Genomic DNA, 22,422 nt, shown 5'->3' with positions numbered 1-22,422 from the left:
TGCCGCTACGCGGGTTCCAGCACGGGCCGCGCGGGAAGTCCGCCGTCCTTCTCGCAGCCCAGTTCCTTGGCCATGGCCAGCGCGAAGGAGTGGGCGACGGTCGCGTAGGCGTCCTTCAATGCCTCTACCTCGTCACCGTCGGGCTCTGTCGGCATGCCCCAGTGCTCCACCCCGACGGCGACATGAGTCGCGTCCGGCGACCCGGTGAAATTGTCGCTCCGGCACCCGAACCGAACCGTCGCCCTGTTCGCCGCTGCCAGGGTCTGCTCGCCCATCTTCAGCACGGTGAAGTCCGGGGCCGGGGTCTTTGTCGGGGGGCCGCTCTCCAGCCCCCAAGTGACTCGGAGCGCGAAATTCGACGTGTCGTCCGCCGTATAGATACGGCAGACGTCGTCGCGCCCGTCGGTTCGGCGTGAGTACTGCCCGGCCTCGACAACATCCCTCGCGGCCTGCGCGACGGTGGATTTCTCGCCCGTCGTCCCGAACTGCGACGATCCCATGATCACCTTCAGCGCCTTGGACGCCTCGGCGGACACGGCGTGGCCACCGCAGAGTTGCGTCCCCGCCACATCCTTGTCGGCCGCGGCCACCTTCTCGTCTTTGTCTCCCGTACAACCGGTGGCCCCGAGACACAACAAGCCGGCCACGGCCGTGGCAAGGCATCCCGCCCGCACTGGCCTACGACTGATCACTATCCGCATCCTTACGTGTCCTCGGTGCTCCACGGCCTCAGCCGGCCTTCGAGCCGTTCCCCTGCTGCTTCTGCCGGTCGTTGCCCACTCCGTAGCCGATCAGCATGGATTCACGTAGGTCCTGCGCGAACGTGCTTTCGTCGCCTCGTCGGTGAGCTCCTCCACCTTCTCCTTGTGCTCATCCACCGAGTTGCCGGAGATGCCACCGATCACCTGCCCGATGACCTGTTCGGCAGCCCCGCTCGCTGTATCGGTCGCCAGGGGAATGAGCACCGCCGCCGTGCCCACCGCCGCGGTCGCGGGCAGGAAGGCCACGCCCGCCGCGACGCCGACCGTGGCACCGAACTCGACCCAGCCGGCCCGCTTGTCGACCGCCTTCTCGTAGTCCTCGTGGGTCTTCAGGTTCGTCGCCTCGACCTGGTCGGCCCGGGACTGGTCGAGCATGCCCTGGACCTCGGCGCCCACGCGCACGGTCGCCCTGGCCACGCCCTCGTTGATCTTTCCATCCGCGCCCACCGTCTCTTCCAGCGCGCTGCAGGTGTAGACCTGCTCCGCGGCCGAGACCGTCGCGTAGGCGTCCGGGTGCTGGCCCAGGGTGCTGAGGAAGCTCCGGGCGACGCTCCGCCCGTCCGGGTCGTTGGGACCCGCGAAGTCGACGTGCCCGTCCGGATTCCTGCTCGGCGCGAACACGCTCTCCGGATCGTTCTTGGCCAACGCCCAGTTGATGTCGTCGATGTAGCCGGCACCCATGACGCCCAGACTGTCAGCCATCGCCGAGTGGTGTTCCTTGAGCAGGCCGGGGTCCGCGCCGTACTTCTCCATGACCTTCTGCATGACCGCGGCGTTGTCCTCGTCCCGTACGACGCCGGCGTCGGGGTGCCCGGCCGGGTAGCCGAGGGTCGCTGCCTCCAGGGCGTGGGGGCATCGGGCATCTGGCCGAGCGACGCCTTGAGTTCGTCCTCGTCGAGCGTGTTGACGTCGCCGAAGGACTCCCACTCCTCGTTGCTGAAGAAGTCGAGGTAGTTGTCGATCGCCTCGTCGTCCTTGTTCTTCCCGAGATCGGCCGTGGCCTTCTCGTTGACCGTGCCGTCCTCGTTGTACGCGGTCGGCGGGTCGGTGAAGAACTTCTTCGCCGCTTCCGGGCTGTTGCCGAGCGCTTCGAGCATCGCGGTGGCCGGGTCGTAGTCGGCCCCGTTCACGCTGGAGGGGTTGAACGGGTTCTTGAACGGACTGTTCACCACCTTGTTCTCGGCGAACATGTACGGGTCCTTCGCGTGCAGCTGCGCCACGTACTCGGCGATCGGGTTGAGGAACCTCGCGTCGTAGTCCCCGTAGACGCCACCATCGCTGCACTCCGCGTATGGGCGGTGGAGTGGGCGGACGACCTTGCGGCTCGTCTCCTCGAAAAGGCAGATGATCCGGACGTCGGCTGACCACCGCATCGCGACTGGCCCTGCGGGGTCTCCAAGATGACTCAGCGATGAGTGACGCATCCTGGCCGGGCTCTCGTCACATCGCCGTCCCGGCCCACACCACCAAGTTCTGCGGCTTGCCAAACAGTGGGTCCAACGTGGCCGCCCCACCCAGAATCCGCCAGGCCGGCACCCGGACAGTCCGGCCCACAGGTCCGGCCTTCGCGCCGGTACCACCCGAGGGCAGCCCCGTGAGCAAATCGCCGCGCGCATGCATCAACCGCAGATGACGGGCAGGATCCTGACCGTGCTCAGGCCCGGGATCGATGAGTACCGCCGTGTTCGCTCCATCCACCGTGAACAGCAGGTCGACAGCGTGCCCGCCGACCACCGCCGCGCGCTCCAGATCCGTGACGCCGAGCAGACCGAGGTACTCCTGGAGCCGATCACCGAGCTCTACATGCGCTCCTGACGGGACCCGCATCCCGAAGGCCGTGTCCCGTTGTGCTGCGGCCCCGGCTCGCAGGAGAGCCGCGCGCTCCGCGAGCAGCGCCGGCAGCCCGGCCTGGCCCTGCCAGAAGGCGTGACTGCCCACCGTGATCAGCTGCGCCTTGGCCCGCGTGACCGCCACGTTCCACAGGTTGACCTGGCTCGCCACCCAGTGCGTCGTACGAGCCGGGGTGTTGCCGGTGGCCACCGGACTCAGCACCATCACGTCACGTTGCCCGCCCTGGAAAGCGTGAACAGTGCCGACCCGCACCCGGTCGTTGTCCGCCCACACGCGTGCCAGAGCTTCCTTCTGGGCACGGAACGGCGTGACCACCCCGACCGTCGCATGCTCGGGCAACCTCGCAAGCAGCTCGTCCACCGTCTCCCGCACCTGCTCAGCTTCCGCCGCATTGCGCCAAGACTGGCCGCCGGCGCCTCGTGCGGACTCGCCGTGCGGTACGTCCACCCATCCCAGTACCGGGGCCGGATCGATCGCCCCCACCGGGTCGACAGCCGTGACCTGGTTCCGGACATCGGTCAGGACCTGCAACTGGCCTGCGTAGCAATAGCCGTTGACCACATCTGCGATGGCCGGATGGCAGCGGTAGTGCTCGTCGAGCAGCAACGCCGCTTCACCGTGTTGCGCGGCGGCGTGATAGGACGAATACACGTGATAGGTGAGCCTGCGGTGCTCCAGCTGGGCCGCGCTCAGTCCCGAGCGGATCCTTGCCTGCCGCTCCTGTTGTGCGGTGATCCCGGGAATGTGCCCGAGCTGCATGGGATCACCGATGATCAATGCCCGTTTCGCCCGGAACAGCAGAGGCAGCACCGACGGAATCGAGCACTGACTCGCTTCGTCGATCACGACCAGGTCGAACAGCTTCGGAACCAGTTCGAGCTGCCGTATCGAGTGTGTACTGATGGCCCATCCCTTCAGGTGCGCCATCAGATTCCGCTGGCTCCGCTGGAATCCGGAGCGTTGGCGCAGCGCTTGGAGCCGCTGTCCCATCAGCGAATTGCCACGGCCCATGGCCTCCGCGGCCAGGGCCCCTGCCAGTTCGCCGGAGGTCTCGGACAGTCGGGCGGCACCCTCCAGCCGCGCCTTCTTCAACCCTTCCTCGTCCCGGCCGAGATGCTCCGGCACAAGCTCCCGCAGCGCCCGCTCCACGCTCACTGCTTCCCGCAGCGCGAGAAGGAGTTCGGGAGGAACAGGACGCTGCGTTGCCCATGCCGGCCAGGCACTCGGCGCGGTGTCCCCAACAGCTCCGGCGAGGGCGGACAGCGTCCGCCCTCGCCGCCACCGACCGAACGACAACCAGCTGGCGTCGGCTGCCTTGCGCGCCCGCTCCTCCCAGCGTGCGAGTACTGCGACGTCCCTGTCGGCCCATGCCCGTTCGAGCAGTTCCACCGGCAATCCGAACTCGCCCACCAACCGGGCCCGTTCCTGCAGCAGCTCCAGCAGACACGTCTCCTCACCTACGAGTCGCGCTGCGTCCGCCCTCTCTGACGCGGCCCGCGCGTGCCGATTACGCAACTCGCCGGCCACGGTTTCGGAACTGCGTCCAACAGCCTCTATGGGTTGGGCGAGGAGCCCTTCCAGCTTCGCGGCCTCGCGCTCCAGGGCGGCAGCGTTGCCTGTCCGTATGAGCAACCCCGGTGAGATCTCATCGCACCGCTGGGCCACCACGTCCACGGCCTCGTTGTTCGTCGACGCGACGAGCACGGTCTCCCCCGCAGCCACCGCTGTGGTGACCACTGCGGTCACCACCTCGCTCTTCCCGGTGCCAGGCGGGCCGGTCGCAATGGTGAGCGTGCGCGTCATCGCGGAGGTGATCACCTGTTCCTGGCTCTCGTTGCACGGCCCTGGCGCCACCACAATCGGGGCGTTGTGCCGAGGGTCGCCTCCGCCGTCGCCGCCCGTCAGGAGCGCGTCCAGCGCGGTACCGGAAATCTCCCCAGTACGCGTGGACATCTGAAGAAGGTTGTCCACGAGGGCTTCGGTCGCGTTTCGTTCCACACCTGAGGGCGCGAGGAGAACTGCAGCGTTGTGGGCGCCGGGCCGCAGCGAATCCATGACGGACCGCTCACTGAGCGCGGACAGGTCGAGCGGCTCCAGCTCCGGCAGCCCCAGTTCCGTCAGCAATTCTCTTACAGCCGTGACCATTTGGGCGCCGTTGCCCTCCTGCCACGCCGGCTGCCAGCGAGCAAGAAGCTCGGCAGCGTCGTCGTCCTCAAGCAGCTCGGTGATCACACTCGTATGCAGGGACGGAACACCACAGGAGCGAAGGCGGTCGCGGCCTTCCTCATCAGGAGCAAGTTCCATTGGCTGCAGCAGCAGCGGCGCGATCCGCACCGCGGCTCGTCGCCGCCCGCCCCCGTCCCGCTCGGGCAGGGTGACTGCCGGATACCCGTACCAGTACTCCTGCAGACCGGCTCCATCTGTCTGCGCACCCGTGCTCTTCGGCCTGGGCAGTCGCTGTGGGGCAGGAAGGCCAGAGCCGAGGCCGCACTGCACGGTCTCGGACCCCTGCCCCAGCAAGAAGTACGCGGAGCCACGGCCACTGTCCCTGTCAGGCAGCAATCCACTCGCTGCCTGCGCGCCCAGGCAACGAGCGTAGTAGTGCAGCAGCCGTTGACGGTCGACACCGTCACGGGCATCCTCCCCGGCCAGTTGCTGAGCCTTGAGCAGGGCCGTGGGCCGGGAGGTGTGAGCGCCTTCACGAAGCGGGGCAGGCAGCTGAACCGAGCGAGCTACAGAACGTGCGAGGGGGAGGGAACGCGTCGCCCGGAAGGTGGACTTGGTCGGCCGCTGCTCCTCCGGTACACCGATACGGACCATCTGCGAGGTCAGGTACTCGAAGAGGTCGTCCGGGGTGATCCAGCCACTGTCCTTGATCCGCCCGCTGCGCAGCCCTTCCACTATCTCGCCGGTGAAGCGGGAGGTGCCGAGAGAGGAACCTGCCGGTGCCATCGCCGATGCCGCCTGGAGCGCGTCGGATGCGGTGATGAAGTACACGCCCGTGGGCTTCAGCAGAGTGCTGGGCGTGGGCCGATCGCTTGCGTCCGCGACGCCTTTGGCAGTCCACCCTTGCACGACGGAGCCACTGGAGCAGCAGTCGAGGAGTACTACCTTCGAGGAAGCCCGACACGATTGGAGCATCCGCTCCAGAAACTCGGCAGGTACGGCGGTGCCCGGCAAGTCGTCCGGGTCGGCGTCCCGGGTGAGGAAGTACAACTGCCCGTCGGCTTCGCAGAATTCTCCATGTCCGCTGAAGTACAGCAGGGCGGTCTCGCTGGGCTGCCGTGTCTCCAGGAACTCCTCGACGGCATGCAACATCTCAGCCCGAGTGGGCTCGGGGACCATCGCGCACTCGTTGTACATGCCGATCTCAGTGCTTTGCAGCACAGCCTGCATGTAGTGCAGGTCCGCCCGGACAGGCGGGAGATCGTGGTAACGGTCGCTGTCGTATGCGGAGACGCCGATGAGCATGGCGTAACGGTCGTTCTGACTCACTCCGCGACCGTTCCATCTTCGTCGCTGTCCGCCGGAGAGCCGTTGAGGAACCGCTCGATCCGCTCCTCTTCGTTACGGGCTTCCTTGCCGGTGATACGCAACCTGGCCCCGTCCGGCCTGGTAACGACGACCGTCCGCTGCGGCACTCGGGCCAACCAGACCTGGATGGCCGCAGCGGCCATGGAGCCGCCGCTGAAGATCAAGCCGATCAAGTCTGTGAGGGGCCCGCCCTTGTCGGTATCGCTGACCGGCGCCTGGCCGGAGACATCCAGGGCCGCCTGCGGATCCGCTTCGGCGAGGGCGGCGAGCAGCTCGCGAGCCTCACGGCGAGCACGCAGCGGATCCTCATCATGAATGGAGACGCGATATCCGCTCGCTCCGGCATGGCTGGTGCCCACTCACTCCCCCTGGAGTCCCGATGTGCAGTGCGCACACGAAACTTCAAAGCTACCGAGAGCTACCGGGGCCGGCGCTCCATGTTTCCGAAACCCTGCTGGTCCTTGGCGCGAAACAGTCCGCGTCCAACGCCCCATGAACTTCAAGCCGGCAACGCTGCACCCTGCCGTCGCCGCGCCCACCGAGCGGAACCAATGTCTCCAGGTGGGCTCCCTTGACCCAGTAACCCAGCAAGTCCCGGTGCAGGGCAACGATGCTCTGGCGCCGGGCCAGCCCATGCGCGGCTTTCGGCAAGTGGTGACGAAGATGGCTACGTCCGCTCCGTGCTCAAGCCGGGGCGGCGCCTACGAACTTCTGCATGTCCTGGGAGGACCGGCTGCGCTCGGGCGCGTACTTCTTACACTGAACAACCAGTTTGCGGCCGTCGGGGAAGTAGCGGATTGCGCCGGCACCCAGGTCACCGCTCTTGCCGCTGACGACAACCTCCGTGCAGCCGTCCCGGCCAGCCCGGTTCACTGCCAGCCGCACCAGCGCGACCAGCGTCGCGACGCCGCTCCAGCCCAGTCACTACCGACGCGTACGTTTCCTCAATCGCCGACGCCCTTGTGTTGCCGTTCCCCTACCCCACTCCCTCGGCCCGCCGCCCGTGATCCGCAGTGTGAAAGCCCCGCCTCAGCACCCACCAACGCGAGCGCCCCGAGGGTCTTGACGGAGACCGTGATGGCCTGGGCCGGCGGGGAGTTCGCCCGCGCGGCTGCCGGGTGATTCGGCGGGTACCGGGCGGCTAAGTGGGCACCGTCGAGAAGGTGCCAAACGTGTCCGACACCTCAACCCGCAGGCCGACCGCCACTTCGGCTGGGCTGCCGACCGCACCGGAAAGAGTACGACGCGAACGGACCGGTCGAGGTACGCGAGCACAGCGGCCCGTCGACCGGCCCCAACTGCGAGCCTCAGGTGGATTCCCGCACCACGAGTTCGTTCGGCATGATCACCGGGTCCGTGGGGCCGCCGTCTATCAGGCTGAGGAGCAGGTGGACGGCCGCTGTCGCCTGGTCCGCCATCGGGCTGCGTACCGAACTGAGCGCAGGGCTGGTGTAGGACGCGGCCTCGATGTCGTCGAAGCCGATGACCGCCACGTCCTCGGGGACACGGCGGCCCGCCTTCTGGAGGGTGCGCAGGGCTCCGATCGCCATCAGGTCGTTCGACGCGAACACCGCGTCGAGACCGGGGTCGTCCTCCAGGAGCTGGCGCATGGCTTCGGCGCCGGAGACTCTCGTGAAGTCGCCCAGTGCCACGATCGAGCGCCGGCCGGTGTCCCGCAGCGTCTGCCGGTAGCCGTCGAGGCGCTCACGCGCCTCGTAGAGTTCGAGCGGCCCGGTGATGGCGGCGATCCGGCGCCGCCCGCGCTCCAGAAGATGACGTACGGCCAGTGCCGCTCCGCCGGCGTTGTCCAACGCCACGTACGGGACGTCGGGTGCGGAAGTGCGGTTGAAGGACACGACGGGCAGGCTCTGCCGGGCGAGCGCGGCCGGCAGTGAATCCGTACCGTGCAGGGCGACCAGGAGCACACCGTCCACATGCCCGCCGGCGATGTACTCCACCACCCGGGTCCGGCTCTGGTCCGATTCCGCCAGCATGAGCACGAGCCGTTTGCCCGCCTTCTCGAGCTCCCTGCTGATGGCGCGCACCACGGCGGAGAAGAGGGGGTCGTCGGAGACGACTCCTTGCGGCGGATCGGAGACCACCACGGCGAGGGTGTCCGTGCGTCGGGTGACGAGGTTGCGGGCCGCCCCGTTGGGCACGTAACCCAGTTCGTGCACGGCGCGCATGACGACGTCCCGGATCTCCGGGGCGACCGTCGTCTCGCCGTTGATGACGCGGGAGACGCTGGATTTGGACACGCCCGCCCGGGCGGCGACCACTTCCAGAGTGGGGCGTTTCATACCCGCCCGTCCCCTGTGCCGCCGCCCGGGTACGTGCGCGGGGCGGGTTTTCTCATCGGGGCGACCTCCGGATCGGCGTCGTGACGTTGCCAGCAGAGTATCCGCAGGCCGGAGCGTCATGAGCATGACCAAGCACCCTGCGCCCCCTGCGCCACCCTCGGGCCGACAGCGCGCCACGGACGTGGTGAGAGACCGTTCCCCCAGCAAGTCGTGGACGTTACAACGCTGTTCCCCCTAGGTGAAACAGCCCTTGACAGCCTTCGCGCGCTCCACCATTCTCCCCTCCAGGGAGCGCTCCCCCACATCTCTCCCACCCCGAGGAGTCGCCCATGCAAGCGCTACTGCGTCGCTTGGCCTTGTTTCTGACACTCGCGGCCTCATTACTCACTTTCATCGCTCTCCCCGCACCTTCCGCACAGGCCGCGGAAGTCCTGCTCTCGCAGGGAAAGACCGCCACCGCCTCGAGTACCGAAGGGGACTTCAACGCCCGGAGCGCCGTCGACGGAGACCCCGGGACCCGGTGGTCCAGCGCCTTCGCCGATCCGCAGTGGATCCAGATCGACCTCGGGGCGAGTGCCGACATCACCCGGGTCGCCCTCAACTGGGAAGCCGCGTACGGCAAGGCGTACAGAATCGAGGTGTCCAGCGACGCGCAGAGCTGGACCACCATCCACCAGACGGCCACGGGCACGGGCGGCTCCCAGAACCTGACCGTCTCCGGCACCGGCCGCTATGTGCGTATGTACGGCACACAACGTGCCACCGCCTACGGCTACTCGCTGTGGGAGTTCCAGGTGTACGGCACCACCGGCGGTTCCGGCGGCGACCCCGGCGGGCTGCTCTCCTACGGCCGACCGGGCGCGGCCTCCTCTTCCCAGAGCGACGGGAACTGCTGGGAGTGCACGCCGGCCAGGGCGTTCGACCGGGACCCGGCCTCCCGCTGGGCGACCAGCTCCACCACCGGATGGACCGATCCCGGGTGGATCTCCGTCGACCTCGGCGCGACGGCGCAGATCGACAAGGTCGTCCTGCAGTGGGATCCCGCCTACGCCAAGTCCTTCCAGATCCAGGTCTCGCCGAACGGCACCGACTGGACGCCGATCTACTCGACGACGTCCGGCACGGGCTTCAAGCAGACGCTGGCCGTCTCCGGCTCCGGCCGCTATGTGCGCATGTACGGCACGGAGCGCGCCACCCCCTACGGCTACTCGCTGTGGGAGTTCCAGGTGTACGGCACCGGTGGGGACCCGATCACGCCCCCGCCCCTGCCGAGCGACCCCGCGAACCCGCCGCGGCTGGTGTGGAGCGACGAGTTCGACGGCGCGGCCGGCGGCAAGCCCGATGCCTCGAAGTGGCGTGCCGACCCGGGCACCGGGCCGAACAACGAGCTGGAGTACTACACCGACCACCGCAACGCCTCACTGGACGGGTCGGGACACCTGGTGATGGAGGCCCGCAAGGAGGCCACCGCCGGATCGTCGTGCCCGCCTGATCCGTTGAGCGGCAGCACCACCTGCCAGTACACCTCGGCGCGGATGAACACCGGCGCGACGTTCCAGTTCACCTACGGGCGCGTCGAAGCACGCATCAAGGTGCCCAAGGGCAACGGTCTTTGGCCCGCGTTCTGGATGATGGGCGCCGACTTCCTGACGGGCCGGCCGTGGCCGTACAACGGCGAGATCGACATCGTGGAGGTCCTCGGCAAGGACGTGAAGACCGCGTACTCGACCGTCCACGCACCCGCCTACAACGGCGCCGGCGGCATCGGCTCGCCGTACACCCTGCCCGGGAACGCCGACTTCTCCGACGACTTCCACACCTGGGCCGCCGACTGGAACAGCAAGGGCATCACCTACAGCCTGGACGGCCGGACCGTCTTCACCCTCGACAAGGACCAGGTGGAGCAGACACGCGGGCCGTGGATCTTCGACCACCCCCACTACATGATCCTCAACCTCGCGGTCGGCGGTGACTGGCCGGGCCCGACGGACGCCAGCACACCCTTCCCGTCCAAGATGCTCGTCGATTACGTACGGGTCTATCAGTAGCCGTCGATTCCCCAGGCCAGGCCCCCTTCGCTCCGTCCCTCCCCCATGTTCGTGAGGAAGTGAGATGCCCAGATATCGCGTCCCTCTGTACACACTCTTGGTGAATGCCCTGGTGGTGGTGCTCGCAGCCGCCCTGAGTCTGACCGCCTCGACCCAGCAGGCGCAGGCCGCGACGGTCACCGTCCAGGCCGAGTCCTACGCGGCCCAGTCGGGCGTCGCGCTGGAGACGACCTCCGACATGGGAGGCGGGCAGAACGCCGCGTTCCTCGCCGACGGCGACTGGATGCGCTTCGACAACGTCGACCTCGGTACGGCCGGGCGGCTGACGGTGTCGGCCCGGATCGCCTCCGCCGTCGGCTCGGGCACGGTCGAGCTGCGTACCGGGGGCCTCTCCGGACCGCTGCTCGCGGTCATCTCGGTCTCCCCGACCGGCGGTTGGCAGAACTGGGCGACCCAGAAGACCGAGGTGGCCGACCACCCCACCGGTGCGCAGACGGTGTTCGCCGTACTGCGCGGCACGGGGTCCGGTGACTTCGTCAACATCAACTGGTTCTCGTTCGTCGGCGAGGGTGGCGCCGCCGCACCCGGCTGGGTCCCCGTGGACCAGGCGAAGTGGGACGCCCAGCTGGCACAGTTCCGTGCGATGACACCCGCCGCGGTGCCCGGTGATGTGGTCCGGGTTCCGGAGTTCAACGCCACCTGCACCTACAGCCACTCCAAGCCGGACGACCCCATCGTCCTGCCGGGCCTTCCCGGTGGGTCCCACATGCACAGCTTCTTCGGCAACAAGAGCACCGACGCGTTCTCCACGACCCAGTCGCTGCTGGCCAACAGGCCGACCAGTTGCACCCCCGCCGACGACCTCTCGGCGTACTGGATACCCACCCTCTACGAGGGCGACAGGGCCGTCGAAGCCGAGGGCATGATCGTCTATTACGGTTCCCGGCTCCCCGACCCTTCGGCGACCGTGCCCTTCCCGGAAGGGTTCCGCATGATCGCAGGTGACGCCAAGGCGCAGACGCCCACCCCGGCGGGATCGACCGGCCAGTACTGGTGCTCCGGCGAGGGCGGGGAGATCGGCCGCAGCGCCGACGGCAACTGGCCGGTCTGCGCCCCGAAGGCCCACCTCACCCACCAACTGGTCTTCCCCGACTGCTGGGACGGCAAGAACCTCGACAGCCCCGACCACAAGTCACACGTGGCGTTCACCTACGACGGCAAGTGCAGCGGCGCCTACCCCGTCGCCATCCCCAACCTCTCCTTCGTCGTCAGCTATCCGACCAGCGGCAGCAGCGCGGGCTTCAGGCTGGCCTCGGGCATGGCGTCATCCATCCACGGTGACTTCTTCAACGCCTGGGACAACGCCGCTCTCGGACACCGTGTGAAGGACTGCATCACCCAGAAGGCCAAGTGCAACTCCGCCGGCACCTTCTGACCCTGTGGTCGATGTGCGCCGCAGCTGTGGCGTTGCTGGTTGTCGGCTTGCTGGTTGTCGGCTGCACCGCGCAGCCGACAACCGGCAACACACCACCGGGAGCCGCCACTTCGCGGGCATCGGCCTTCAACTCGACCGACACCGCCTGGATCCTGTTGATGATTCCCATGGCCGAGCGCGCTCGACAGTTGACCGACCTGGCCCCCTCCCGCTCGGCGGACCCGGCCGTGGCCACGCTGGCGGCGAGGACCGGCTCGGCACTGCGCACGGACCTGCGCCGTCTGCGCGACGCGCTGAAGCTGTCAGGTGTGCCCGACACGCGCCCCCACGAGGGGCACGACATGCCGGGCATGGTCGGCCTCGACACCCTCGACGAAGCGGCCGCCGCCAAGGGCCGGCCGTTCGACCGGATCCTCACCGACGCGCTGCACGCCCATTTCACCCAGTCCCGGTTGCTCTGCACCGGCGAACAGAACCAGGGCCAGGCCGACCAGGCCAAGGACCTGGCCGCGGCCATCGCAAAGAGCACAGGCGAACAGCTCTCCCGGCTGAACAAGCTGGTTCAACCCGAAAGCGCCGACCCAAGCCCGACCCGTAACGAAGAACCTGCGGGTCAGCGACCCTTCTCAGCAGGCTCCAGAATCGCCACGCACTCCACATGATGCGTCATCGGAAACAGATCGAACGCCCGCAGCATCCGCACCTTGTACCCACCGTCCCGGAAGTACCCCAAGTCCCGCGCCAGCGCCGCCGGGTCGCACGCCACGTAGGCGATGCGGCGGGCGCCGAGGCCTGACAGGTGGCGGACCGTCTGCTTGCCGGCGCCCGCGCGCGGGGGGTCGAGGACGATGAGGTCGACCTCGTCGATTCCCGTACGGGGAAGGACCGACTCGACCTTGCCGTGCTCGATGCGGACGCGGTCGAAGCCGGCCAGGTTGTGGCGGGCGTCCTCCACCGCGCGCTTGCCGGACTCGATGCCGAGGACCGCACCCTTGTCGCCGACGCGGTCGGCGATGGCGCCCGCGAAGAGGCCGACGCCGCAGTACAGGTCGAGGGCCATGTCGCCCTTGCGCGGGAGCAGGCCCTGCATCACGGCGCGCATCAGGGTGTCGGCCGCCTGCGGGTGCACCTGCCAGAAGCCGCCGTCGCCGACGCGGTACGTGCGGTCGTCGGCGCGTTCGCGGACGAACGCGCGGCCGTGGACGCGGTGGACCGCGCCGTCCTTCTCACCGATGCGCTGGACCGAGACCGGCTTGTCGAGTTCGACGATCGGCAGCCGCATCCCCGGGCGCGGGGTGAGGATCACCTGGCGGTCCTGGGAGCCGGTGGCCGCGATCGCCTCGATGGCGGCCATGCCGTCCCAGGAGCGCTTCTCGATGCCGAGTTCCGTGACACCTTCGGCGGCGATCATGCAGTGGTCGATCACCTCGACCTCGTGCGAGCGGTGGCGGCGCAGACCCGCCTTGCCGGTGGAGGCGTCGACCGCGTACTGGACGCGCGTACGCCACGCGGGGACCTCGCCCGCGGGGAGCTTGTCGCCCTCGGCGGGCATCACCGTGCCGTCCCAGCCGGCCTCCTCGGGCGTGAGGCCCGCGAGGTGCAGCAGCTGCTCGGCGATGACCTCGCCCTTGAGGCGGCGCTGGGCGCCGGGCTTGGCGTGCTGCCAGTCGCAGCCGCCGCAGCGCCCGGGGCCGGAGAACGGGCAGGGGGCCTCGATCCGGTCCTTCGAGGGCTCGAGGACCGTCACCGCGTCGGCGCGCAGGTAGCGGGCGCCCTCCTCGCCTTCCGTCACGCGCGCGACCACGCGCTCGCCGGGCAGTGTGTGGCGGACGAAGAGGACCTGGCCCTCGGACGTACGGGCGATGCAGTGGCCGCCGTGCGCGACGGGGCCGACCTCGACCTCGTACTCCTCCCCGACCAGCGAGTTCTTCGAATCAGAATCTGCCTGCATGGCGGGGTGGCTCCAGAAAGGGGTGAGCGGGCGGGTGGACGACAACCCACGAGTCTACGTGGGGTTCGTCCGCCCGCCCGCCACGAGCGATCGGCTCAGCTGCGCCCGGTCGGCTCCTTGGGCGCCTTCTTCTCCACGGGGCCACGCCGCACCGCACCCGGCGCGTTCCACTCCGAGCGCTTGCGGGCCCGCTTCTTGGCGACCTCAGAGGACTCCAGCTGGTACGGCACCGAGGTCACCATCACACCCGGCGTGAACAGCAGCCGGCCCTTCAGCCTGAGCGCGCTCTGGTTGTGCAGCAGATGCTCGTACCAGTGGCCGACCACGTACTCGGGGATGATCACCGAGACCGCGTCGCGCGGGCTCTCGCGGCGCAGGTTCTTGACGTACTCGATGATCGGGCGGGTGATCTCGCGGTACGGGGAGTCGAGGACCTTGAGCGGGACGGTGATGTTGCGCCGTTCCCACTCCGCCTTGAGCACCTTGGTCTCGGCCGGGTCCACATTGACGCTGAGCGCCTCGAGGGTGTCCGAGCGCATCAGCTTCGCGTAGGCCAGGGCCCGCAGCGTCGGCCGGTGGATCTTGGAAACCAGGACGATCGAGTGCACGCGCGAGGGGCGGACGCTGTCGTCCGAGGGTCCCTCGGGGGCGGCGATCTCCTCGGAGACGCGGTCGTAGTGCTTACGGATCGCGCTCATCGTCACGTAGAAGATGACCATGCCGAGCAGCGCGACCCAGGCGCCGTGGGTGAACTTGGTGACCAGGACGACCACCAGGACGAGGCCCGTGAAGAACGCGCCGAAGGTGTTGATCGCACGCGAGCGCACCATGTGGCGGCGCTTGGCCGGGTCGCGTTCGGAGCGCAGATGGCGGTTCCAGTGCCGCACCATGCCGGTCTGGCTGAGCGTGAAGGAGACGAAGACACCGACGATGTAGAGCTGGATCAGCTTGGTCGAGTCGGCCTCGTAGACGACGACGAGCACGGCGGCGGCGCCCGCGAGCAGCACGATGCCGTTGGAGAACGCGAGCCGGTCGCCGCGGGTGTGCAGCTGGCGGGGCAGATAGCGGTCCTGCGCGAGGATCGAGCCGAGCAGCGGGAAGCCGTTGTACGCGGTGTTCGCGGCGAGGAAGAGGACCAGCGCGGTCGCGGCGGCGAGGATGAGGAAAAGGAACGATCCCTCGCCGAACACCGCCTCGGCGACCTGGGAGATCACCGGGTGCTGCACATAGTCGCTGCCGACGGCCTGCCCGTTGTTGATCAGATCGTGCGCGGGGTTCTCGGCCATCTTGACGTTGCTGGCCATGGCGAGCCCGATGATGCCGCAGAACATGGTGACGGCGAGCGCGCCCATCAGCGCCAGGGTCGTCGCCGCGTTCTTCGACTTGGGCTTGCGGAAGGCGGGGACGCCGTTGGAGATCGCCTCGACGCCGGTGAGCGCGGCGCAGCCGGAGGAGAAGGCGCGCAGCAGCAGGAAGACCAGCGCGAAGCCGGCCAGGCCCTGGTGCTCGGGCTTGATCTCGTAGTCGGCCGTCGGGGCCTTGAGGGTGTCGTCGAGGACGATGCCGCGGAACGCGCCCCACGCGATCATCAGGAAGACGCCCACCACGAAGACGTACGTGGGGATCGCGAAGAGCTTTCCGGATTCCTTGACGCCGCGCAGGTTCATCAGGGTGAGCAGCACGATCACACCGACCGCGCAGAGCACCTTGTGCTCGACGACGAACGGGACCGCGGAGCCCAGGTTCTCGATGCCCGAGGAGATCGACACCGCGACGGTCAGCACGTAGTCGACGAGCAGGGCGCTCGCGACGGTGAGACCCGCCTTGCGGCCGAGGTTGGTGTTGGCGACCTCGTAGTCGCCGCCGCCGCTCGGGTAGGCGTGCACGTTCTGCCGGTACGAGGCGACCACGGTGAACATCAGCACCACGACCGCGACCGCGATCCAGGGGCTGAAGTGGTACGCCGACACGCCCGCGATGGACAGCACCAGGAGGACTTCACCGGGTGCGTACGCCACCGAGGACAGCGGGTCGGAGGCGAACACGGGGAGTGCGATGCGCTTCGGCAGGAGCGTTTCGCCGAGCCTGTCGCTGCGCAATGCGCGCCCGATCAGAATCCGTTTGGGCAGGTCGGTCAGTTTGGACACGGTGAGGATCGTAAGCGTTCGAACGGGGGCCCGCGCACCGCGCCGGGCGCGTGTGTAGCTTGGCCTGTGGTCTGAGACCCTGGTGAGGGCGCAAAGACCGCGTCAAGGCGCTCACAGCCGCCTCGGACTCTTAACGGAACATTGACAGCCGGAAGGACGGTCGTGCACATCGTCATCATGGGCTGCGGACGAGTGGGTGCCGCTCTCGCGCAGACCTTGGAGCAGCAGGGGCATACGGTCGCCGTGGTCGACCAGGACCCCACGGCCTTCCGCAGACTCGGTTCGGGATTCGGCGGCCGCCGGGTCACCGGAGTCGGGTTCGATCAGGACACCCTCCGCGAGGCGGGTATCGAGGACGCCGGCGCCTTCGCCGCCGTCAGCAGCGGCGACAACTCGAACATCATCGCCGCGCGCGTCGCCCGCGAGATGTTCGGCATCGAGAACGTCGCCGCCCGTATCTACGACCCGCGTCGCGCCGAGGTCTACCAGCGCCTGGGCATCCCCACGGTCGCCACCGTCCGCTGGACCGCCGACCAGATGCTGCGCCGGCTGCTGCCCTCGGGCGCGGAGCCGCTGTGGCGCGACCCCACCGGCGGGGTGCAGCTCGCCGAGGTGCATGCCTCGACGGCCTGGGTCGGACACAAGATCAGCAAGCTGCAGGAGGAGACCGGCGTCCGCGTCGCGTTCCTCACCCGGCTCGGCGAGGCGATCCTGCCGTCGTCGCAGACGGTGCTGCAGGAGGGCGATCTGGTGCACGTCATGATGCGCACCGACGAGATGCAGAAGGTCGAGGCGGCGTTCGCCGAGGGCCCCGAGGAGGGCGGTCACTGATGCGCGTCGCTATTGCCGGAGCCGGTGCCGTCGGCCGCTCCATCGCGGGCGAACTCCTGGAGAACGGGCACGAGGTCCTCCTCATCGACAAGGCACCCACCGCCATCTCGGTGGAGCGGGTGCCGCAGGCCGAGTGGCTGCTCGCCGACGCCTGTGAGATCACCTCGCTCGACGAGGCGGCCCTGCAGCGCTGCAACGTGGTCATCGCCGCGACCGGCGACGACAAGGTCAACCTGGTCGTCTCGCTGCTCGCCAAGACCGAGTACGGGGTGCCGCGCGTCGTGGCCCGTGTCAACAACCCCAAGAACGAGTGGCTGTTCAACGAGTCCTGGGGCGTGGACGTCGCCGTCTCCACGCCGCGGCTCATGTCGGCCCTCGTCGAGGAGGCCGTCAGCGTCGGCGACCTGGTGCGGCTGCTTCGCTTCAGCCACGGCGACGCCAACCTGGTCGAGCTGACGCTGCCGCCGGAGTCCGCGCTCGCGGGCACCATGATCGGCGACATCGCCTGGCCCGAGGACACCTCGCTGGTCACGATCATCCGCGGTACGCGGGTGCTCTCGCCGACCCACGAGGACTCCCTGGAGGCCGGTGACGAGCTCCTGTTCGTGGCGGCCCAGGCGCGTGAGGAGCAGCTGGAGGATCTCCTGTCGGTACGACGGGAGACCGAAGGGGCCTGAGCTCCCCAGGTCGTACGAGGAGGGGGCACCCGGAACGTTCCGGGTGCCCCCTCCTCGTATGCGCGCGTCTTATTGCTTGCGGTGCCGTGCCCGCTGGGGCTCGTCCTGCGTGAGGCGCTGCAGGGTCTCGTCCACCAGGGGGTCGATCTGCTGGGCGAAGCGCTCCTGGGTGTCGGCCTCCCGCTCGCGGGCCTCCTTGGCCTCGCGTTCGGCCTTCTCCTTCGCCTCCATCTCGGCGAAGACATCGATGGGCGGCGGAGCCTTCGCCAGGAACACCCACGTCAGCCATACGGCGAGCAGGAACGGCGGGATCTTCAGGGCGATCAGCACCCAGCCGAACTTGGTGGTGTCGGCCCACCAGTACATCGGGAAGAGGATCGCGCACTTGGCGAGCAGGATCAGGCCCCAGGCCCAACTGGCCTTGGCGTAGGCCGTCTTGCGGCCCGGGTTGCGGGTGCGCCAGGAGAGGTTCTCCTTGAAGACCGGGCCGAGGATCAGGCCGATCAGCGGGACGCCGCAGAGGGTCGTGATGATGTACGCGAGGGAGAGACCGAGCGTGTAGAGCATGCCGGGGAGGTAGAAGTCCTTGGCATTGCCGGTCATCATCGCGAAGACCACACCGAAGGCCACGCCGAAGACACCGCTGAAGGCGTGCTTGACGGTGTCGCGGCGGGCCAGGCGGGCCACGAGGAGGAGCAGGGAGACACCGAGCGCCGCGATCGCGGAGAGGTGCAGGTCCTTGTTGATGGTGTAGATCGTCACGAAGAGCAGGCCCGGCAGGACCGTCTCGATCATGCCGCGCAGTCCGCCGAAGGCCTCGAACAGGGCGGCTTCGGTGACCGCCTGCACATCCGTGTCCGGCGCCTGGCCGTCCGGCCCTGCGTTTTCGTCGGTCGGCTTGTCGACTGACGTCACCGGCTACTCCCGTCCGAGCGGTCTGAGTTCGTACTTGGGGTTGAACAGCACCCGGCGTCCGCGGTCCACGGAGATACGGCCCGATGCGATCAGCTTGCGCCCCGGTTCTATCCCCACGATGGAGCGTCTGCCGAGCCACACCACGTCCAGCGCGGCGGTGCCGTCGAACAGCTCGGCCTCGAGCGCCGGGACTCCGGCGCGTGGCCGCAGGGTGACGGTGCGCAAGGTACCAGTAACGGTGACGATCTGCCGGTCGTGGCAGTCTCCGATACGGGTGCAGCCTGCCGTCGCGGCGTCCTCCTGCAGCTCTTCCGACTCCAGCTCCTCCTGGGAGGTGGAGAGCCGGTCCAGCATGCGGCGGAAGCGGCCTGCCGGCTTCTGCGTTCGCGGAACGTCACTCATACAGGAAGCCTACCGGGATGGGCGCGGGTTACTCCTTGGCGCCCTCCCCCGCTGTCAGCGCTCGAAGCGGTAGCCCATCCCCGGCTCGGTGATGAAGTGCTTCGGATGGGACGGGTCCGCCTCCAGCTTGCGGCGCAGCTGGGCCATGTACACGCGCAGATAATTGGTCTCCGTGCCGTACGACGGGCCCCAGACCTCCTGGAGCAGCTGCTTCTGGCTGACGAGACGTCCCGTATTGCGGACGAGGACTTCCAGGAGGTGCCACTCCGTGGGCGTCAGGCGGACATCGCGGCCGTCGCGGTGGACCTTCTTCGCGGCCAGGTCGACGGTGAAGTCGCCGGTGTCCACGGTGACGTCGTCGTCGGCGCCCGCGACCGGCTCCGCACGGCGCACCGCGGCGCGCAGGCGGGCGAGGAGCTCGTCCATGCCGAAGGGCTTGGTGACGTAGTCGTCCGCTCCCGCGTCCAGCGCCTCGACCTTCTCGTCCGAGCTGTGCCGGGCCGACAGGACGAGGATCGGAACCCTGGTCCAGCCGCGCAGGCCGCGGATGACGTCCACGCCGTCCATATCGGGCAGGCCGAGGTCGAGGACGATCACGTCGGGGTGGCGGGCGGCGGCGAGCTGGAGCGCGGAGGCTCCGTCCGCGGCGGCGTCCACCTCGTACTTGCGCGCCTTGAGGTTGATGACGAGGGCGCGGACGATCTGCGGTTCGTCTTCGACCACGAGCACCCGGGTCATGCGGTCCTGCCTTTCTGCCGATCTGCGATCGGGGTCCGGTCCATGCTGTTCAGTCTGCGCCGAAGTCGGGACACGAGGGGTTCGTACGCCCTGGCTCGTCATGTCGTGGCCGATGCGTTGAGTTCGGCCGGCGGGCGCTCGGGCGTACGGGCGGCGCGCAGGGTCAGCACCATCGTGAGCCCGCCGCCCGGGGTGTCCTCGGCGCTGAGGGTGCCGCCCATCGACTCGGTGAAGCCGCGGGCCACCGCGAGACCGAGGCCCACTCCGGCGCCGCGGGGCGCGTCACCGTACCGCTGGAAGGGTTCGAAGACCCGCTCCTTGGCGTCGTCGGGGATGCCGGGGCCGCGGTCCACGACCCGGATCTCGACGCGGTTGCCGATCGCGCTGGCCGAGACCCGTACCGGTTTCCCGTCCGGGCTGTATTTCACGGCGTTCTCCACGATGTTGGCGACCGCCCGCTCCAGGAGACCCTTGTCGACGCTGACCATCGGCAGCGACTCGGGGATGTCCAGGTCGGCCGCGCCCTCGGGGACTCCGCCGAGCGCCATCGGCACCACCTCGTCGAGGTCGATCTCGCGGATCAGCGGGGTGACCGTGCCGGTCTGCAGACGGGACATGTCCAGGAGGTTGCCCACGAGGTGGTCGAGCCGGTCGGCGCCCTCCTCGATCCCGGCGAGCAGTTCGGCCCGGTCCTCCTCGGACCATTCGACGTCGTCCGAGCGCAGGGACGTGACAGCGGCCTTGATGCCGGCGAGCGGGGTGCGCAGATCGTGCGATACGGCGGCGAGCAGGGCGGTACGGATGCGGTTGCCCTCGGCAAGGGTGCGGGCCTGTTCGGCCTCGGTCATCAGGCGCTGGCGGTCCAGGACGACGGCGGCCTGGGCGGCGAAGGCGGCGAGCACCCTGCGGTCCTCGGCGGGCAGCACCCGGCCGGTGAGCGCGAGGGCCATGTGGTCACCGACGGGCATGTCCACGTCGGCGTCCTCGGGCCGCTCGATGGGGCCGGCCGTACCGGCGGCGGATCCGACGCTGCCGGCGCGGGTCCAGGGGGCGACGTCGCTCTGCCGCTCCAGGAGCGCCACGGACTCCATGTTGAAGGTCTCGCGGACCCGTTCGAGCAGGGCGTCCAGGGTGGTCTCGCCGCGCAGCACGCTGCCGGCGAGGAAGGAGAGGATCTCGGATTCGGCGCGCAGTCGGGCCGCCTGGTGCGTACGGCGGGCCGCGAGGTCCACGACGGAGGCGACCGCGACGGCGACCCCCACGAACACCGCGATCGCCACGATGTTGCGCGGGTCGGCGATCGTGAAGCGGTGCAGCGGTTCGGCGAAGTAGTAGTTGAGCAGGAGCGAGCCGATCGCCGCCGAGGCGAGCGCGGGCAGCAGACCGCCGAGCAGGGCCGCGGCGATCGTCAGGGACAGGAAGAGCAGCATGTCGTTGGCGAGCCCGAGGTCGCCCGGGATCGCGTTGAGCACCAGCGTGAGCAGCGCGGGCCCGGCCGCACCGGCCAGCCACCCGGCGATGATCCGCGCCCGGCCGAGCCGCGCCCCGCGGGCGACGGGCAGTCCGCGCCCCTTGCCGACCGCGTCGTGCGTGACGATGTGGACGTCCAGGTCGGGGCCCGACTCCCGGGCCACCGTGGCGCCGACGCCGGGCCCGAACACGTACTGCCAGGCCTTGCGGCGGCTGGAGCCGAGCACGATCTGGGTGGCGTTCACGCCGCGCGCGAACTCCAGGAGCGAGGCGGGCACGTCGTCACCGATGACGTGGTGGAACGTGCCGCCCAGGTCCTCGACGAGGGTGCGCTGGAGGGCGAGTTCCTTGGGCGAGGCGTTGGTGAGGCCGTCGCTGCGGGCGATGTAGACGGCGAGCACCTCGCCGCCGGCGCCCTTCTCCGCGAGCCGTGCGCCGCGGCGGATCAGGGTGCGGCCCTCGGGTCCGCCGGTCAGGCCGACGACGATGCGCTCGCGCGCCTGCCAGGTCGACTTGATGTTGTGCTCGCCGCGGTACTGCTGCAGGTACTCGTCCACGCGGTCGGCCACCCACAGGAGCGCCAGTTCGCGCAGGGCCGTGAGGTTGCCGATCCGGAAGTAGTTGGAGAGCGAGGCGTCGATCTTGTCCGGCTTGTAGATGTTGCCGTGCGCCATCCGCCGGCGCAGCGCCTGGGGCGACATGTCGACGAGCTCGATCTGGTCGGCGTGCCGGACCACCTCGTCGGGGACGGTCTCACGCTGCCGTACGCCGGTGATCGACTCGACGACGTCGCCGAGCGACTCCAGATGCTGGATGTTCACCGTGGATATGACGTCGATGCCGGCCGCGAGCAGCATCTCGACGTCCTGCCAGCGCTTGGCGTGGCGCGAACCCGGAACATTGGTGTGCGCGAGCTCGTCCACCAGGACGACCTGGGGGTGGCGAGCGAGCACCGCGTCCACGTCCATCTCGGTGAACGTGCTGCCGCGGTGCTCCAGCTCGCGGCGCTGGATCTGCTCCAGACCGTGCAGCATCACCTCGGTGCGCGGCCGGTCGTGGTGCTCGACGAAGGCGACCACGCAGTCCGTACCGCGCTCGACCCGGCGGTGGGCCTCGGACAGCATCGCGTACGTCTTGCCGACGCCCGGTGCCGCACCGAGATAGATCCGAAGCTTGCCGCGTCCCATGGCCCCATTGTCTTTCAGATCGCCGCCACAGCCTGTTGCCCACGGGTTCGCACCTGCTGCTCACCCTCGGGCGCAGCTCACGATCGGCTGCCTGTGCTGGGTCGACCTTAAGACCGGGAAGTCGGACAAAAGGCGCTGAGGGCGGGGTGGGGGGTCTCTTTGACGGGATTCTGAT

Annotated in this window: 16 protein-coding genes and 1 pseudogene; 5 read left to right on the top strand and 12 right to left on the bottom strand. The window is 68.8% G+C overall.

Features of this window, described 5'->3' with window-relative positions; translation table 11 throughout:
- Positions 1 to 5 precede the first annotated feature (5 nt).
- From G6045_RS18215 to G6045_RS18190, 6 genes and pseudogenes are all read right to left on the bottom strand, one after another.
- Positions 6 to 701 carry a hypothetical protein gene (locus G6045_RS18215; protein WP_165333037.1) on the bottom strand — a complete coding sequence of 232 codons (696 nt, stop codon included), beginning with the start codon at positions 699 to 701 and terminating at the stop codon, positions 6 to 8.
- Between the two features lie 28 nt (positions 702 to 729).
- A pseudogene (locus tag G6045_RS18210) lies at positions 730 to 2,035 on the bottom strand (hypothetical protein); the annotation flags it as partial.
- A 166-nt stretch (positions 2,036 to 2,201) separates the two neighbouring features.
- Complete coding sequence (locus G6045_RS18205; protein ID WP_165333036.1) at positions 2,202 to 6,107, bottom strand: caspase, EACC1-associated type; 3,906 nt, start codon at positions 6,105 to 6,107, stop codon at positions 2,202 to 2,204.
- Positions 6,104 to 6,505, bottom strand: a complete 402-nt coding sequence (locus G6045_RS18200) for an effector-associated constant component EACC1 (RefSeq protein WP_165333035.1) — start codon at positions 6,503 to 6,505, stop codon at positions 6,104 to 6,106. The genes G6045_RS18205 and G6045_RS18200 overlap by 4 nt, the downstream gene beginning before the upstream one ends.
- 325 nt (positions 6,506 to 6,830) lie before the next feature.
- Entirely contained in the window at positions 6,831 to 7,019 is a 189-nt protein-coding gene (locus tag G6045_RS41500) for a restriction endonuclease (protein WP_328707820.1), read from the bottom strand.
- 434 nt (positions 7,020 to 7,453) lie between these two features.
- The gene (locus G6045_RS18190; protein WP_165333034.1) at positions 7,454 to 8,446 is read right to left on the bottom strand and encodes a LacI family DNA-binding transcriptional regulator; all 993 of its coding nucleotides are present in this window, start codon (positions 8,444 to 8,446) and stop codon (positions 7,454 to 7,456) included.
- Positions 8,447 to 8,775: 329 nt separating this feature from the next.
- Here G6045_RS18190 and G6045_RS18185 point away from each other — a divergent pair, with 329 nt between their 5' ends.
- The 3 genes from G6045_RS18185 to G6045_RS18175 all read left to right on the top strand — a co-directional run bounded on the left by G6045_RS18185 (position 8,776) and on the right by G6045_RS18175 (position 12,591).
- Positions 8,776 to 10,494, top strand: coding sequence for a discoidin domain-containing protein (locus G6045_RS18185; protein WP_165333033.1), 1,719 nt, complete (start codon positions 8,776 to 8,778; stop codon positions 10,492 to 10,494).
- Positions 10,495 to 10,594: 100 nt separating this feature from the next.
- Entirely contained in the window at positions 10,595 to 11,929 is a 1,335-nt protein-coding gene (locus G6045_RS18180) for a DUF1996 domain-containing protein (protein WP_328707819.1), read from the top strand.
- An 11-nt stretch (positions 11,930 to 11,940) separates the two neighbouring features.
- A complete protein-coding gene (locus G6045_RS18175) occupies positions 11,941 to 12,591 on the top strand; it encodes a DUF305 domain-containing protein (RefSeq protein WP_165333031.1) in 651 nt (216 codons plus the stop codon).
- Here G6045_RS18175 and G6045_RS18170 read toward each other — a convergent pair.
- The gene (locus tag G6045_RS18170; RefSeq protein ID WP_165333030.1) at positions 12,543 to 13,880 is read right to left on the bottom strand and encodes a class I SAM-dependent RNA methyltransferase; all 1,338 of its coding nucleotides are present in this window, start codon (positions 13,878 to 13,880) and stop codon (positions 12,543 to 12,545) included. The two genes, G6045_RS18175 and G6045_RS18170, sit on opposite strands and share 49 nt — an antisense overlap.
- Positions 13,881 to 13,975: 95 nt before the next feature.
- Positions 13,976 to 16,027 (bottom strand): APC family permease, encoded by a 2,052-nt coding sequence (locus G6045_RS18165; RefSeq protein ID WP_165333029.1) that lies wholly within the window; start codon positions 16,025 to 16,027, stop codon positions 13,976 to 13,978.
- 162 nt (positions 16,028 to 16,189) lie between these two features.
- Here G6045_RS18165 and G6045_RS18160 point away from each other — a divergent pair, with 162 nt between their 5' ends.
- Both G6045_RS18160 and G6045_RS18155 read left to right on the top strand, forming a co-directional pair.
- Positions 16,190 to 16,858, top strand: coding sequence for a potassium channel family protein (locus G6045_RS18160; RefSeq protein WP_165333028.1), 669 nt, complete (start codon positions 16,190 to 16,192; stop codon positions 16,856 to 16,858).
- A complete protein-coding gene (locus G6045_RS18155) occupies positions 16,858 to 17,535 on the top strand; it encodes a potassium channel family protein (RefSeq protein ID WP_093611188.1) in 678 nt (225 codons plus the stop codon). Before G6045_RS18160 ends, G6045_RS18155 begins: the two co-directional genes overlap by 1 nt.
- Positions 17,536 to 17,604: 69 nt before the next feature.
- Here G6045_RS18155 and G6045_RS18150 read toward each other — a convergent pair whose 3' ends face one another.
- From G6045_RS18150 to G6045_RS18135, 4 genes are all read right to left on the bottom strand, one after another.
- Entirely contained in the window at positions 17,605 to 18,450 is an 846-nt protein-coding gene (locus tag G6045_RS18150) for a DUF3159 domain-containing protein (RefSeq protein ID WP_328707818.1), read from the bottom strand.
- Positions 18,451 to 18,453: 3 nt separating this feature from the next.
- Positions 18,454 to 18,852 carry an OB-fold nucleic acid binding domain-containing protein gene (locus G6045_RS18145; RefSeq protein WP_165333027.1) on the bottom strand — a complete coding sequence of 133 codons (399 nt, stop codon included), beginning with the start codon at positions 18,850 to 18,852 and terminating at the stop codon, positions 18,454 to 18,456.
- Positions 18,853 to 18,906: 54 nt separating this feature from the next.
- Positions 18,907 to 19,590 (bottom strand): response regulator, encoded by a 684-nt coding sequence (locus G6045_RS18140; RefSeq protein ID WP_165333026.1) that lies wholly within the window; start codon positions 19,588 to 19,590, stop codon positions 18,907 to 18,909.
- Positions 19,591 to 19,688: 98 nt separating this feature from the next.
- The gene (locus tag G6045_RS18135) at positions 19,689 to 22,247 is read right to left on the bottom strand and encodes a sensor histidine kinase (RefSeq protein WP_165333025.1); all 2,559 of its coding nucleotides are present in this window, start codon (positions 22,245 to 22,247) and stop codon (positions 19,689 to 19,691) included.
- Between the last annotated feature and the right edge of the window lie 175 nt (positions 22,248 to 22,422).

The sequence above is a fragment of the Streptomyces mesophilus genome (assembly GCF_011044995.1).
In the GTDB taxonomy this organism is placed as follows: Bacteria; Actinomycetota; Actinomycetes; order Streptomycetales; family Streptomycetaceae; genus Streptomyces; species Streptomyces mesophilus.
This window is presented reverse-complemented; position numbering and strand designations above follow the sequence as displayed.